This window comes from Acinetobacter sp. V2 (genome assembly GCF_001188385.1).
Taxonomy (GTDB): Bacteria; Pseudomonadota; Gammaproteobacteria; order Pseudomonadales; family Moraxellaceae; genus Acinetobacter; species Acinetobacter oleivorans.
Map to the genome: position 1 here is coordinate 11636 of NZ_JZFB01000009.1, position 15849 is coordinate 27484.

General features: G+C 39.4%; 13 protein-coding genes and 1 pseudogene. 1 reads left to right on the forward strand and 13 read right to left on the reverse strand.

The window, feature by feature from the left end; translation table 11 throughout:
• The 4 genes from dld to lldP all read right to left on the reverse strand — a co-directional run.
• A partial coding sequence (gene dld / locus UC75_RS22330) for a D-lactate dehydrogenase (RefSeq protein ID WP_228137482.1) occupies positions 1 to 1053 on the reverse strand: 1053 nt, incomplete at its 3' end.
• A 459-nt stretch (positions 1054 to 1512) separates the two neighbouring features.
• On the reverse strand, positions 1513 to 2664 hold the full coding sequence (gene lldD, locus UC75_RS17460; protein WP_004706043.1) for an FMN-dependent L-lactate dehydrogenase LldD: 1152 nt from the start codon (positions 2662 to 2664) through the stop codon (positions 1513 to 1515).
• Positions 2661 to 3413 carry a transcriptional regulator LldR gene (gene lldR / locus UC75_RS17465; RefSeq protein ID WP_049838307.1) on the reverse strand — a complete coding sequence of 251 codons (753 nt, stop codon included), beginning with the start codon at positions 3411 to 3413 and terminating at the stop codon, positions 2661 to 2663. The genes lldD and lldR overlap by 4 nt, the downstream gene beginning before the upstream one ends.
• A gap of 19 nt (positions 3414 to 3432) precedes the next feature.
• Positions 3433 to 5100, reverse strand: a complete 1668-nt coding sequence (gene lldP, locus UC75_RS17470; RefSeq protein WP_171249513.1) for an L-lactate permease — start codon at positions 5098 to 5100, stop codon at positions 3433 to 3435.
• A gap of 375 nt (positions 5101 to 5475) precedes the next feature.
• Between lldP and UC75_RS17475 the strand changes: the two genes are divergently transcribed.
• Positions 5476 to 6846, forward strand: a complete 1371-nt coding sequence (locus UC75_RS17475; RefSeq protein ID WP_049838309.1) for a phosphomannomutase/phosphoglucomutase — start codon at positions 5476 to 5478, stop codon at positions 6844 to 6846.
• 120 nt (positions 6847 to 6966) lie between these two features.
• Here UC75_RS17475 and UC75_RS19110 read toward each other — a convergent pair.
• The 9 genes and pseudogenes from UC75_RS19110 to UC75_RS22335 form a co-directional block, all read right to left on the reverse strand.
• Positions 6967 to 7126, reverse strand: a pseudogene (locus tag UC75_RS19110) (UDP-glucose 4-epimerase); the annotation flags it as partial.
• 38 nt (positions 7127 to 7164) lie between these two features.
• Positions 7165 to 8835, reverse strand: coding sequence for a glucose-6-phosphate isomerase (gene pgi, locus UC75_RS17480; RefSeq protein WP_049838310.1), 1671 nt, complete (start codon positions 8833 to 8835; stop codon positions 7165 to 7167).
• Positions 8832 to 10094, reverse strand: coding sequence for a nucleotide sugar dehydrogenase (locus tag UC75_RS17485; protein ID WP_049838311.1), 1263 nt, complete (start codon positions 10092 to 10094; stop codon positions 8832 to 8834). The genes pgi and UC75_RS17485 overlap by 4 nt, the downstream gene beginning before the upstream one ends.
• A gap of 118 nt (positions 10095 to 10212) precedes the next feature.
• Positions 10213 to 11088, reverse strand: coding sequence for a UTP--glucose-1-phosphate uridylyltransferase GalU (gene galU / locus UC75_RS17490; protein ID WP_049838312.1), 876 nt, complete (start codon positions 11086 to 11088; stop codon positions 10213 to 10215).
• 11 nt (positions 11089 to 11099) lie between these two features.
• The gene (locus UC75_RS17495) at positions 11100 to 12974 is read right to left on the reverse strand and encodes a polysaccharide biosynthesis protein (protein ID WP_049838313.1); all 1875 of its coding nucleotides are present in this window, start codon (positions 12972 to 12974) and stop codon (positions 11100 to 11102) included.
• A gap of 141 nt (positions 12975 to 13115) precedes the next feature.
• On the reverse strand, positions 13116 to 14291 hold the full coding sequence (locus tag UC75_RS17500; protein ID WP_049838314.1) for a DegT/DnrJ/EryC1/StrS family aminotransferase: 1176 nt from the start codon (positions 14289 to 14291) through the stop codon (positions 13116 to 13118).
• Between the two features lie 26 nt (positions 14292 to 14317).
• Positions 14318 to 14977: a NeuD/PglB/VioB family sugar acetyltransferase gene (locus UC75_RS17505; protein ID WP_049838315.1), complete on the reverse strand. Its 660-nt coding sequence runs from the start codon at positions 14975 to 14977 to the stop codon at positions 14318 to 14320.
• Positions 14974 to 15582: a sugar transferase gene (locus tag UC75_RS17510; protein WP_049838316.1), complete on the reverse strand. Its 609-nt coding sequence runs from the start codon at positions 15580 to 15582 to the stop codon at positions 14974 to 14976. Before UC75_RS17510 ends, UC75_RS17505 begins: the two co-directional genes overlap by 4 nt.
• The coding region (locus UC75_RS22335) for a glycosyltransferase (protein ID WP_228137483.1) at positions 15583 to 15849 on the reverse strand (267 nt) is incomplete at its 5' end.

The following is a 15849-nucleotide window of genomic DNA, read 5'->3' on the forward strand; positions in this document are numbered from 1 at the left end:
AAATCGTTCTAAGAAACCATCGATTTTATCTTTCATCGCAAAAGCTTTGGGAACATTGGCTGTACCAAACTTTTCAATAAATAAGAACGTGTCTTTTCCGTACTTTTCACCAATTAAATAAGCATCTCGGTGAATATATTCGCCCGCAATCGGCAAGCTTGGTAGTGAGGTCAGTAAATAACGGCGAATCGCTGTTAAATCATCGGCATCATTAGTACCAATATAAAAGACCTTACTCTCTACTTTTTCATAAGTATCAAGACGAACCGCAAACACACAGACTTTACCTGCCGAACCCGAAGCCTCAAACAAACGTGACGGGTCTGCATTAAAACGAGCAGGCGTATCTTCATCAACTTGCGTCACATCATGCGCATAACGATGGTCCGATGCCTGCTTTTCATTGTCATCTAAAATATCTACGGCTTGATATTTCTGCTTCTCTAAACGTGTCAAAATTTCTTCAGGAGTCGAGCCTAAATTCACCCCCAAATGGTTCACTAGTTCTAATTGACCAGCAGCATTCACTTGAGCATATAACGCCAGTTCAGTATACGCAGGACCACGGCGTACCAAGGCACCGCCCGAGTTATTACACACACCGCCAAGTACTGATGCACCAATACAAGATGAACCAATTACTGAATGTGGCTCACGGTCATAGCCCTTTAAAATTTGCTCTAAATTATCTAAGGTCGCACCCGGTAAACAAATCACTTGCTTACCGTCATGAATGACTTGAATGCCTTTTAAACGACGCGTACTCATGACCAAAACAGGACGATCATAATCATCGCCATAAGGCGTTGAACCACCAGTGAGTCCTGTATTTGCTGCCTGCATAATCACAATACAGTCTGCGTCAATCGCAGCTTGGAGCACCTGCCATTGCTCTAGCAAGGTTCCTGGCACCACCACAGCAAGTACTTTCCCCTCACCAAAACGACGACCTTGACGATACTGACGCGTGCTTTGATAATCGGTCAAAACATGCGAACGCCCTACAATGTTTTGTAAACGTTCGATCACTACTTGAGGAGAAAATGTTTGCATGATGGTTTCCTTTTGGTCATCCATATCACATTGTTTTTTAAATTTAGAGAAACATGACAGAGTCTTACAGAGAAAAGTTCGATGTAAGCAGCTCATTCTGTTACTTTGGTTTTGCCCTGAGTGGCGGCTAAAGTCACGCAAGACCAAAGGCACTGTCACTTACAGAACCTATTCGTTGTATCCATTTTTCAAATTACATTGCAAAAACAAAACCTTGCTCACACCACGCAGGCTGTAAGTGACGCTTAGCACCAGCAGCTAATCTCTTAACTCAATTGGCTACGCGTTGGCGGCAGGGATGCCGCCTGTTGAGCAACTGTACAAGGTAGTATTGTTTGCTCAACAAAAGGTTTTTGGTTACTTTTGACCTTTCAAAAGTGACAAATATCTAGACACAAAACTTTAGCAAATCACCAAATTGTGAGGCTGTACTTATTGCTTCACTTAAAAAGTTATTTCTTAAAAACCTTGCTTCATCGCCTGTACTAAACAATCTGCATTAATATCCGAAATCGACTTAGCACCTGTAAGCGTCATCGCAACACGCATTTCCTTATCAATCAAATCAAGCAAGTTCGACACACCTTGCCCACCTGCTGCTGCCAAAGCATAAACAAACGCACGACCAAGTAAAACCGTATCGGCACCGAGTGCTAACATACGCACCACATCAAGGCCATTACGAATGCCTGAGTCAGCCAAAATCGCCAAATCACCTTTAACTGCATCAGCAATTGCAGGCAATGCTCGAGCAGAAGACATCACGCCATCTAACTGACGACCACCATGGTTCGATACCACAATTCCATCTGCACCAAAACGTACAGCATCTTTGGCATCTTCAGGGTCTAAAATACCTTTAATCACCATTGGACCATCCCAAAACTCACGGATCCACTCAAGGTCTTTCCATGAAATTGATGGGTCAAAGTTCGAGCCTAACCAACCAATATAATCTTCAAGCCCAGTTGGTTTACCTAAATATTTAGAGATATTGCCCAAGTCATGCGGACGCCCCATTAAGCCGACATTCCACGACCAATGTGGATGGAACATAGACTGCATATAACGGCGCATCGCAGCATTTGGTCCACTCATACCCGAATGGGCATCACGGTAACGTGCACCCGGCACAGGCATATCTACGGTAAACACCAGTGTTGAACAACCCGCCGCTTTTGCACGTTCCAAAGCATTACGCATAAAACCACGGTCACGTAATACATAAAGCTGGAACCACATCGGACGGTTAATTGCAGGTGCAACTTCCTCAATCGGACAAACAGAAACCGTTGAAAGCGTAAATGGAATGCCCTTTTTGTCGGCTGCCATCGCGGCCTGCACTTCACCACGGCGTGCATACATACCTGTTAAACCCACAGGAGCTAATGCAACCGGCATAGACAAAGTTTCGTTAAACAGTTTTGTCTCTAAACTTAACGCTGACATGTCATTGAGCACACGTTGACGCAATGCAATTTCTGACAAATCTTGTACGTTACGCTTTAAGGTATATTCCGAATACGCTCCACCATCAATGTAGTGAAATAAAAATGGAGGTAAGCGACGTTGTGCCGCAGCACGATAATCATTGCCAGAAGAAATAATCATTTTGAATCAACTCTATTTAAACGATTTGCACGTTTCTGGCGAGCTTCATCTTCATCCAGAGAACGCACATGATTAATCACAAATTCAATATGACCGCAGACAGCTTGGCGTGCGGCCTCGGGATCTTTACGATCAATAGCATCCATCACCTGAAAATGCTGCTCGCTCAGCAAGTCACCATTGACTGGGTCGTTATAAACTTTTTTACGCCCTAACAAGACGTTGTATTGCAGCAAATCAAACAAGCTGCGCATCATTTGAATCAGCACCACATTGTGGGAGGCATCAGCAATTGCTAAGTGGAATTCAGCATCTGCCACAGCAGCCTGTGCTGAGTCACCCGCATTTTGATGGCGACTAATTTCATTAAAATAATGATGAATTTTGGCGCGGTCTTCAGGCGTTGAGCGTAACGCGGCATACCATGCCGTACCACCTTCAAGTAATAACCGCGCCTCTTGCACATCAAAACGGTAAAGCGGATCTTCTTCAATCAGGTTACTAATTGGGTTCACAATCAGTTGCTGTGGCCATTGTTCAGGTAACTGCTGAATATAAGTCCCATCGCCACGGCGGCTACTGAGCACACCTTGACTATTGAGCTGTTGAATTGCCTCACGCAAAGACGGACGAGAAACCCCTAAACTTGTTGCAAGCTGGCGTTCGGCAGGCAAACGGTCACCTTTTTTCATGTGCCGCTCTTCAATTAATGCCTGCAATTTCATGACCACTTGATCGGAGATTCTCATCGCGTTTCCTTCACTGGAGTTATGGAATCATCCACGGAACCAGATAAGCCTGAACCGTAATAATGATGCCAACAAAGACAGTGAATATGATGCTATGTTTTACCGTGAAACGGAACAAGTCAGACTCTTTTCCAACTAAGCCTACCGCTGCACACGCAATCGCAATCGACTGTGGAGAAATCATCTTACCGGTTACACCACCACTGGTATTAGCAGCCACCAATAACACTTCTGGAATACCAATCTGCTGAGCTGTGGTCGCCTGTAATGCTGAGAACAAAGCATTTGAAGAGGTATCTGAACCTGTAAGGAACACACCAAGCCAACCCAAAAATGGCGAGAAGAAAGTAAACGCATGACCTGTATGCGATAGAGCCAAAGCTAAAGTTGCAGATAAACCTGAATAGTTCGCAATAAAAGCAAACGCCAACACCATACCAATCGAGTAAATTGGTGTTTTTAACTCATTGAGTGTTTCACCAAAAGTCGTTACGGCCTCACTTGCTTTCATTTTCAAGAAAATAGCAGTGATGATTGCAGCAATAAAAATTGCCGTACCTGTTGCAGAGAACCAGTCAAACTTATAAATCGCTTCGTATGGTTTCATCTCTGCCACAATCGGCGGCATTTTTTCGACCAATTTATGCAAATACGGTACTTCAAGTTTAAAAATCCAGTGCTCAAGAGCACCATCTTTTGCAAATAATGCTTTAAATGGTTTAACGCTCCAGATGGTCACCATCACTGTTAAAATCGCAAATGGAGACCACGCCTTAGCAATTTTCCCAATACTGTAACGTTGAACCGTTGTAGGTTGCTGAATTAGAGTTTGGCCAGCTTCAGGTTCAAAGCGGAAAATATGTTTTGGTTTCCAGAAACGGAACAACACAGTCAGGCTGACCAATGAAGCAATTGCAGCGGTAATATCTGGTAATTCAGGGCCAATAAAGTTAGATGTAAGATATTGGGCAATCGCAAAAGCGCCACCACCCACTAATACAGCAGGCCAGGTTTCTTTAACACCACGCCAACCATCCATAATCGCCATGATCCAGAACAGCACAATAATGGTTAAAAATGGCAACTGACGACCCACCATCTGGCTAATTTCCATAGTGTCTACACCGGAAACCTGTCCCGCCACAATAATTGGAATACCCATTGCACCAAATGCAACTGGTGCTGTATTTACAATCAAGCATAAACCAGCTGCGTAAAGAGGTTTAAAGCCTAAACCTACAAGGAGTGCAGCCGTAATTGCCACAGGAGCACCAAAACCCGCTGCTCCTTCAAGGAAAGTACCAAATGCAAAACCAACGAGTAACATTTGCAGACGTTGATCTTCGGTAATTGACAAAATGCTTGAGCGGATAACTTCAAACTGGCCTGTTTTTACCGAAATCTTGTATAGAAAAACTGCCCCAATAATGATCCATGAAATTGGCCATAGACCGTAGAAGAAACCATAAATGATTGACGCAAAGGCCATTTGACCCGGCATTTGATAGAAAAAGAGAGCAATCAATAATGCAATAATGACTGTGCCCGTACCCGCGATACTCCCTTTTAAACGAAAAACAGCCAACGCCAAAAAGAAGAAAATAATCGGGATTAATGCAACCGCGCTGGACAGCCAAATATTATTTAAAGGGTCATAAAGTTGTTGCCACATATTGAGCATTGTCATCTCCTTGAAATGCCGGGGCGAATTTTTGTACCTTAAACTCTTAAACATTCAACACAATTGGTATGACCAATTAAAAAATTAAGTGCAAATGTTATTCCTTAAACCATAGGTCGCATCATAAACACAGACATTAGCAAGATCAATCATTAAATAACCACTATAATTGGTATGACCAATAGTGGTTAGCAAAATCAAGCTATTTCGAACTTATGATTTTATTTATTAGACTAAAGTCGTAAAAAGTATTCTTATAAATTTAAATCTGAGCTACAGAAATGAAGCGTAAAACTTGAATATAAAAACTATAAACATAACCATTTATTAAGAAATGTATAATAATGCTCAAAACTTAATTCATTTGTATTGAACTGAATAATGACTACTTTAACGTGTTTTAAAGCTTATGATATCCGAGGCAAACTCGGCACCGAATTGAATGAAGAAATCGCCTATAAAATTGGCCGCGCTTACGGACAAATCTATAAACCAAAGACTGTAGTAGTCGGTTGTGATATTCGTCTAAGTAGTGAAGATTTAAAACAAGCGACCATCCGTGGTTTAAATGACGCGGGTGTTAATGTTCTTGATTTGGGCATGACAGGTACTGAAGAAGTTTACTTCGCCGCTTTCCACTTAGATGTACAAGGTGGAATTGAAGTTACCGCTAGTCATAACCCAATGGACTATAACGGCATGAAATTAGTTCGAGAAAATGCTCGTCCAATTAGTGCTGATACCGGTTTAAAAGAAATTCAGGCTTTAGCAGAAACCAATAACTTTGAAGAAGTTAGCCAAAAAGGTACAACTCAAACCTATAACATTTTACCTGAGTTTGTTGATCACTTAATCACCTATATTGAACCTGCAAAAATCCGCCCACTTAAGTTAGTGGTAAATGCTGGTAATGGAGCTGCGGGCCATGTGATTGATGCCATTGAAGAAAAATTTAAAGCGCTTAATGTACCAGTTGAATTTATTAAAATTCACCATGAAGCAGATGGTACTTTCCCAAATGGAATTCCTAACCCAATTTTAATTGAAAACCGTGACAGCACTCGAAATGCTGTAATTGAGCATAAAGCAGATATGGGAATTGCTTGGGACGGCGACTTTGACCGCTGTTTCTTATTTGATGAAAAGGGACAGTTCATTGAAGGTTACTATATTGTTGGTCTATTAGCTCAAGCTTTCTTGATTAAACAGTCAGGCGAAAAAATTGTTCATGACCCACGTTTAGTGTGGAACACATTTGATATCGTAGATGAATATAAAGGTGTTGCTGTACAGTCAAAATCTGGTCATGCATTCATTAAAGACGTGATGCGTGAACACAATGCCGTATATGGCGGAGAAATGAGTGCACATCACTATTTCCGTGACTTTGCTTACTGCGACAGCGGGATGATTCCATGGTTACTCACCGTTGCCCTACTTTCTGAAACAGGAAAATCTCTTTCAACGCTCGTTGAAAATATGATTACCAAGTTCCCTTGCAGTGGTGAAATCAACTTTAAAGTGGCTGATACACAAATCACTATTCAAAAGATTTTCGATTTCTATGCCGAACAAAACCCAGAAATTGACCGTACCGATGGTGTAAGTCTAGATTTTGGTGCATGGCGCTTTAATGTACGCGCTTCAAATACTGAACCGTTATTACGTCTCAACATTGAAAGCCGTGCGGATCGCCAAGCCCAACCAATGCAGCATTATATAGATGAGCTGACTGGGTTGATTCAGAACTAATTCATAATAAAAAAGGAGCTATAAGCTCCTTTTTTATTGCTATTTAATTATATCCATTAGGATTCTGCTTCTGCCAATTCCAGCTATCAGCAAGCATATCTTCTAAGCCATATTGAGGCTGCCAATAGCAACTTGAGTCACATATGGCATAAACTATTTGGAATACCTTGTGGATCTTCACCAATACGTCCGCTCTTATGTACACCTACTGGATTAAAATAACGAAGCAATGCGATTGACCACTCTGGGACAACTTTTGCAATAATTGCTCAACACATATGTGTAAACCAATATATTCTACGTCCCATGACTAAAATTTTAGCCATCTACTTTTCCTAATAATATTTTAATTAATCCACGCGTTGAAGCATCAAGTGTTGAAAGGTCATTTTGAATACCATTTAAAATCGGAAGTAACTGATCAGCAATCTGTTTACCTTTCTCAACTCCCCATTGATCAAATGGATTAATATTCCAAATCACGGACTGTACAAAAACTTTATGTTCATATAAAGCAATCAGTATTCCTAAATTATACGGGTTTAACTCATCTAATAATAATGTAGAACTTGGCTGATTACCCTCATATTGCTTATAAATTGGTAAATTCTCTAATTCAGTTGGGTCTAGAGCTTCATTACCAAAGGCTAATAATCTTGATTGTGCTAAACAATTTGACAGTGCAAGATGATGTTGTTCAACGAGAGCTTCTGCATTTTCAACATAGGTAAAATGATCTGCGTTATAACGTTGAATTGGCGCAATAAAATCACAGCTTACTGCTTGAGAACCTTGATGTAACAACTGATAGAAAGCATGCTGTGCATTAGGTCCAACTTCGCCCCATATAATAGGGCAAGTATCAAGCTCAACTTTCAACCCATTACGCTGTACTGACTTCCCATTAGATTCCATTTCTAGCTGTTGCAAATAAGCTGCAAAATACTTTAATCGCCCATCATAGGGTAATACTGCATGGGTCTGAATATTTAAAAAGTTATTATTCCAGATTCCTAATAATGCCATCAAAACCGGAATATTTTGATCAAAACTCGTATTTTGAAAATGCTCATCGACGGCATGAGCACCTGCTAAAAGTTGCTGGAAGCCTTCCACACCAATCGTCAAAGCAATAGGTAAACCGATACAAGACCATAAAGAATAACGCCCACCTACCCAGTCCCACAGTAGTAACTGGTTTTCAGGCGCGATTCCCCATTCAGACATTTTGTCAGATTTTGTAGATACACCAATAAAGTGACTTTTTAATACACGAGCATGTGTTCCTAATGCCTTTTCAAGCCACTGACGAACTGTTTGTGCATTTGATAAGGTATCAATCGTACCAAAAGATTTAGATGAAATAATAAACAAAGTTGTTTCAGGACGAAGTTGGTGGAGCAACTCAGATAACTGACTACCGTCCATCGTAGACACAAAGTGAATATTTAAAGGTTTAGCGGTTTTTACCTTAAAATCAGATAAAGCATGCGTGACCATTTGTGGTCCTAAATCAGAACCACCCACCCCAATATTAACAACATCTTGAATCACCTCACCAGTTGAACCCCGATATTGCCCTGCATGGATTTTTTCCACTAAGGCATACATACGTTGTAACTGACTATGAACTTGTTCTGTTAAATCTGGGAACTTCGAATAGTTAACAGGCAAACGTAGTGCCCAGTGCATTGCCTCACGTTGCTCAGTACAGTTAATTTTATTTTTTGAAAAAAGGCGATTAATCCATTCAGTTAAATTTTTAGTATTTGCAAGAGCTATTAACTGTCCCAGAATATCTTTGGTTAAGCGGTGCTTACTATAATCAAAAAATAATTGATCAAATTTTACAGAATAATTTTGAAAACGATCTGGCTCTAAAGCAAATAACTCTTTTATATGTAATTTTGAGTTTTTTTCACCCAGAGTTTGAAGATGAGTTAAAGGTGAGACTAATTCCTGTGAAAATTGCTCAATTGATTTACTCATAAGCGACCTACTCCTTCATAAGCAAAACCTTTCGCCTTTACATACGCAGGATCATAAATATTACGTCCATCTAAAATTAAAGGATGCTTCATTAACTGTTGTAGTTGCTTAAAGTCAGGACTCCAATATTGCTTCCATGCCGTGACTAGACATAGCGCATGAGCATCTCGTACCGCCTCATATTGGTCCGTACATAAAATTAAATCTTCACGATGCCCATAAGTTGCAGCTATTTCATCTAAAGCTTGAGGGTCATGCAGACGTACTATTACCCCCTGTGCCCATAATGCAGCTAATAAAATATGAATCGGTGAGTTATGTATATTCGAAGTATTTTCTTTAAAAGAAGCTCCCCAAATCGCAACTGTTTTGCCATTTAGACTACAGTGATAATAATTCCATAACTTACGAAATAAAATTTCTTTCTGCTGCTCGTTAATCGCCCAAACCTGTTCTAAAAGGCGGCTTTTTGTTCCAGTTTCAGACACAGTACTCGAAAGTGTTAAAATATCATGCGAAAAGTTCTCACCGCCAAATCCGACACCCGGCGATAAATATGCAGCACCAATACGTGTGTCAGCAGCGATACCATGCTTTACATTCGCAATATCAATACCTAACTTTTCAGCGACCATAGCCAAGTCATTCATATAACTAATGCGGGTAGCCAACATGCCTGAAATACTCAGTTTGGTGAACTCAGCATCTAAAATCGGCATAAATAAATATTGATAACTAAATTGGAAAAAAGGGCGCAATAACTCTTGCATGGTTTCACTTGCATCCCTAGATTCAACACCAACAATGACATGTTTTACATTCAATACACTGTTGATAGCATTACCTTCCTGAATCACATCAGGAAGGTAAACCCACTCATCTTTTGGCAAATGTTGTTTTAATTTCTCCGTACCATGCAAACCAAAAGTAGAACCATTAATCATTAATCGAGGATGAACAATAGGTCGTTCGCTCAACTTCTCAACTGTTTTTAACGCAAGTTCAATTTGTGTTGGACTAAAGCAAAATAAATAAACTTCAATATCTAAAGGAATCTCAGAAAAAGCACTTTCTTTTAAAAACCCCGCTTTTCGCTGCTTATTTAAATAATTATTTACGTCTTGATCTTGATATGAAAGTACAGAAATATTTTCTTCACAAGTGACACTAGTACACCAGTAAATTTGATTACCATATTCAGCTAATAGTGCTGCCATCACACCGGCATGTAACGTTGTTCCAAATACTGCGATTTTCATTGCACACCTGATTTTTTTCGTATTTTATAGATTTCTCTTCCCGTTACAGGAAGAGAATATACTGCTCAGCTACTATATTCAGTAGTTTTTACAAATACTTAAGCAGAACTACAAAACTTTATAATTTAAGTTCTTGAATCAGCTGTTTAAATTCTAATCCTAACTTAGGGTGTGCAACACCATAATGTAGTACAGCTTTCAAATAACCGAGCTTACTGCCACAGTCAAAAGTTTGGCCTTGCATCCGATAGGCTTCAACGGTATCAGTTTCTTGAAGCATCGCAATAGCATCAGTTAACTGAATTTCATTGCCCGCGCCTTTCGGAGTATTTTCCAAAAGCTGCATAATCTTAGCAGGTAAAATATAACGCCCCACCACAGATAAATTAGAAGGTGCAGTACCTATAGCAGGTTTTTCGATAATTCCCTGCATATCAATACTTTCACCCTCATTTGGGCTCTGCTTTACATCAACAATTCCATACTGATCTACAAGATGATCTGGTACTGCCTCAACCATGATTTGAGCAGCTTGACTTGATTCATAGCGTGAAATCATACGTGATAAATCATTTTTTCCTGAGTTGTCTTGCACCAATACATCTGGCAATAACACAGCAAAGTCATCTTGCCCAACAATACTTTTTGCACATAAAACCGCATGTCCTAAACCTAAAGGCTGAGGTTGTCTTACACTTACCACACTTACATGAGATGGAATAATCTGCGTAATTTCTTCAAGTAAATCGAACTTTTTCTTTTGCTCTAGAGTCGTTTCTAGTTCAAAGTTTCGATCAAAATAATTTTCAATTGATGCCTTAGATGAATGAGTTACCAAAATAATTTGCTCAATTCCAGCCTCTACAGCTTCACGCACTACATATTCAATTGCAGGACGATCAACCACTGTAACCATTTCTTTGGGAATTGACTTACTTGCTGGTAAAAAACGTGTACCTAATCCAGCTACAGGTAAAACTGCCTTTTTAATCACACATTCACTCTCTAATTAACCATAATATCTTTACTACGTTTATAACCATCAACATAGTGTTCGAGTTGACAAAGAGCCCAATCAATATCTTTTTGAACAGCAGTCATATTATTAACTCGATCAAAAACTTCTTGAATTTCAGTGAGTGGGTAGAACTTTTCAAATGATCGAAGAATTCTACTGTGCTCGGTATATTCAGTATTTTCTTGATCAATTAACAATTCTTCGTAAAGTTTTTCTCCTGGGCGTAATCCGCTATAGCGAATTTCGATATCCCCTTGAACTGAGTCTTTTTCACGAACAGTTAAGCCACTTAAAGAAATCATTTGTCGAGCTAAATCCTGAATACGAACAGGCTCCCCCATATCAAGTAAAAAGACATCTCCACCTTTGCCTAACGCACCAGCTTGAATAACCAACTGAGATGCTTCAGGAATAGTCATGAAGTAGCGTGTTACATCCGGGTGAGTCACAGTAATAGGACCACCTTTTGCAATCTGATGTTTAAATAACGGCACTACAGAACCCGAAGAACCTAATACATTACCAAAACGTACAATACTAATTTGAGTTTGCTTTTGAGCTTCAGCCATCGCCTGACAATAAAGTTCGGCCATGCGTTTTGAGGCGCCCATAACATTGGTTGGACGCACAGCTTTATCAGTCGAGATGAGAACGAATGTCTCCACACCCTTTTTCACAGCTGCATTTAAACTATTCGCTGTTCCAATCGCATTGTTCTTTAATCCTGCAATTGGATTACATTCTACTAAAGGTACATGTTTATAAGCGGCAGCGTGATAAACAGTTTGTACGCTGTATTGCTCAATAATACGCTCTAATTTTTGTTGATCCTGAACAGTACCTAAAATTGGAACAATTTCACATTGAGCGGTTAGACGTAACTCTCTATCAATACTGTAAAGTGCAAATTCAGTAATTTCATAAATAATCAACATCTTAGGCTGATTTTTAATAATTTGTCGACACAACTCGGAGCCAATTGAACCACCGGCACCTGTTACCATCACGATTTTATTATGAATATTTTTTGCAAGTAAATGATCTACAGGAGGTACTGGGTCACGTCCCAATAAATCAACAATATCTACTTCACGAATATCAGCAACTTTTAGTTCACCATCAACCAACTGAGTAAGGCCAGGTAGTTCAGTAATTTTAAGATGTGCAGGTTCTAGCTGTTGGATAATTTCACTTTTACGTACGCGACCTACTGAAGGTAATGCTAGTAAAATTTCATCAGTTTTATATTTTTCAAACCGTTGTAAGGCTTTTTCTAAAGATAGTACTTTTAAACCACCAACCATATGGTCTTGTAAAGATGGATTATCATCAATGAAGAAAACAGGTAAATGGTTACCAGAACGATAAAGCACAGCTGCAATTTGCTGACCAGCATCACCCGCACCATAAATTGCGATACGCTTTCTCTCTTCACCTGTGAGTAATGTAGCCTTTACAATAAAACGGATAAATGCACGGCTACACCAAACCCAACTAAACATTAAGAAACCAAACATCAATGGAATTGAAGTCGGAACAAAAGCTGCCGAGAATGCATTTAGGCTATATAAAACAACCACCATCAGGGCAACAGCAAGCGCTAATTTTGCAATAAAGGCTTCATTAAAAGTACGGACAATAAAGCGATATACCCCTGTGATCATTAAACTTAAAATAGCAACGATAGTAACGATCGCTACTCCATAGTTAATGCCTGGGATAACTTCCGCGCCTAAATCAAATAGACGAATGGCGTAACATAGCCACAAAATAACAGGAAACGCAAAAAGGTCTACAAGAACCAAAAAACATTGTTTGGCAAGTCTTGGGGCAGACGCAAACTGATAAATAATCTTTTTCACAATACTCTTCTAATCGTTGTAGTAACCGTGCGGTATTTATACTCATTTCTTATATAACTAGAAATAAAATTTACGCAGCGGTTACATAACTTTAAATCAGATCATAATTCAAAAGAAAGCTATGTGAATAGCTTCACATTTTTATGATTGTATAGCTCTACTAATCGCATTAATTGCACTTATTGTCTTTTCTATACTATCTTGGCTTAAAGTCGGATGCACCAAGAACATTAAGCTTGTCTCACCTAATTGCTGTGCATTTTCCAAACGTTTTTCTGGACGCCATGGGGTACCATCGAAAGCATGCTCTAAATAAACTTCAGAACAAGAGCCGCTAAAACAAGGCACATCTTGGGCATTAATTTCTTGCATTATACGATCACGTGACCAACTTTCTGGCAACGTCTCTAAATTCACTTGTACATAACATTTATAATATGCATGTACATAATCATCAGAAGGGATATGAACGTTAAAGTAAGGAGAATTTTCAAACGCTTTTAAAATCTTTTCTGCATTTTCAGTACGCTTTCTTGTCCATTCAGTCATACGTGTTAACTGAATTCGACCAATAACCGCTTGCATTTCCATCATCCGCCAGTTGGTACCAAATGAGTCATGCAACCAGCGGAAACCTGGAGGATGTTGTTTATTATAAATACTATCGTAGCTTTTCCCATGGTCCTTATATGACCACATTTTCTTCCACAGTGCTTCATCATTTGTGGTGACCATACCGCCCTCACCACCAGTTGTCATAATTTTATCTTGGCAAAAAGACCAAGCAGAAATATGACCGATTGATCCTGCAGCCTTACCTTTATATTTTGCACCATGAGCCTGTGCGCAATCTTCAATAACATAGATGCCACGCTCAGCAGCAAGCTGCATAATCGGATCCATATCGCACATCCAACCGGCCAAATGTACACAAATAATTGCTTTCGTATTTGGTGTAATGACAGCTTCAATCGTACGTCGTGAAATGTTTTGAGAATCTAATTCTACATCGGCAAAAACAGGATTAGCGCCCGCCGTTACAATAGAACTTGCTGAAGCAAGAAAGGTACGGGATGTCACAATAACATCATCACCTGCACCAATGTCTAAAGCTTTTAATGCAACATCTAGTGCCACGGTACCATTTGCCAAAGCTACCGCATATTTTGTACCAGAAAATTCGGCAAATTCTTTTTCAAAGATTCTACATTCTTGACCAGTCCAATAATTTACTTTATTTGATAGTAATACATTTTTGACTGCGTCAGCTTCTTCTGTAGTAAAACTTGGCCATGGTTCAAATGCAGTGTTTAACATTCTGATTTCCTAATAAAAAATACTTCTTACTTTCTTTCTAAAATTCTGGCGGGGTTACCAACGACTGTTACGCCAGCTGCTACACTTTTAGTCACTACAGCACCCATCCCAACAACAGCGCCTTTACCAATCACTAAAGGCTTATCAGGTGTACCCTGTTTAATGACGGCTCCAGCACCGATGTATGCATGGTCTTCAATACGAATATTGCCATTACATTTAACACCTGGAGCAAATGTAACGTAGTCACCAATCACACAGTCATGCTCAACATAACTGTATAAATTAGCATGAAAACATTTACCGATTTTTATATTTGATGTAATTGAAACAAAAGGGCTTAGTGCAGCACCCTCACTGATTTCAACGTTATCCATAATTACTGAATTATCAGCTTGTACGGACCAAAGTTTAATACCATCAGCAATCAACTGATTGGCAATTTTTTCACGGATTTGACTATTCGCAATAGCAATTAATACATACTTATTAGAACATTCTATTGATTTAAAAGTTTGATAGTTCACAGCTGTATGTCCGTTTACTATCTTTTCTTCTTGTAAACTATCATCAATAAAATAAATTTCTGCTGCAATACCCTGACGTTGAAGCTGTTGTCTTGCAACAGGCATCAGACTGCGACCACAGCCTGAAGCACCATAAATCGCATAGATCTGGTTACTCATTTATCTGCTTCCGACTTTGAACCTGTAAACTTGGTCATCGTCGCCTCGCCAGCTTCATTGATATCATCTTTAGCGATTACTTTTTTAACGGTTTGTAGCATTATTTTAAAGTCCAACCAAAGCGATCTGTTTTCTACGTACCATGTATCAAGCTTAAATTTTTCATCCCAGCTAATCGCATTACGTCCATTAACTTGGGCGTGACCAGTCATTCCTGGTCGTACATCATGGCGCTTGGCTTGTTCTTTGTTATAAAGTGGTAAATATTCCATAAGCAAAGGGCGTGGTCCAACAATGCTCATATCACCTTTAATCACGTTCCAAAGCTCAGGCATTTCATCCAAACTGCTTGAACGAAGCATTTTACCAAATGGCGTTAGACGCTCACTATCAGGTAAAGGATTACCCTGTGCATCTGTTGCGTCTTTCATTGTTCGAAACTTAATCATTTCAAACGGCTTCCCATGTAAACCTGGGCGAACTTGGCGGAACAATACTGGAGAACCTAAGTTTTTTTTCACTTTATATGCAACATAAAAATATAAAGGTGAAAGTAGAATTAATGCTACAGAAGCAATAATGATATCAAGTAAACGTTTTAACACTTATTTAATTCCCATTTCTGTCATCATATGATGATTCACTTGATGTACATCATATTTATGTAATGCAATTTCTCTAGAGCGTGTTCCCATAATTTCGGCCAATTCAGGATTCTGAATAAACTTTTTCATTGCCATCTCTAAGCTAGTGACAGACTTTACTTCAACTAAATAACCATTTCCATCGTGCTCTACAGTTTCTCTACATCCAGGAGCATCCGTTGTAATAATAGCTCGTCCCATAGACATTGCTTCTAAGACGGTACGAGG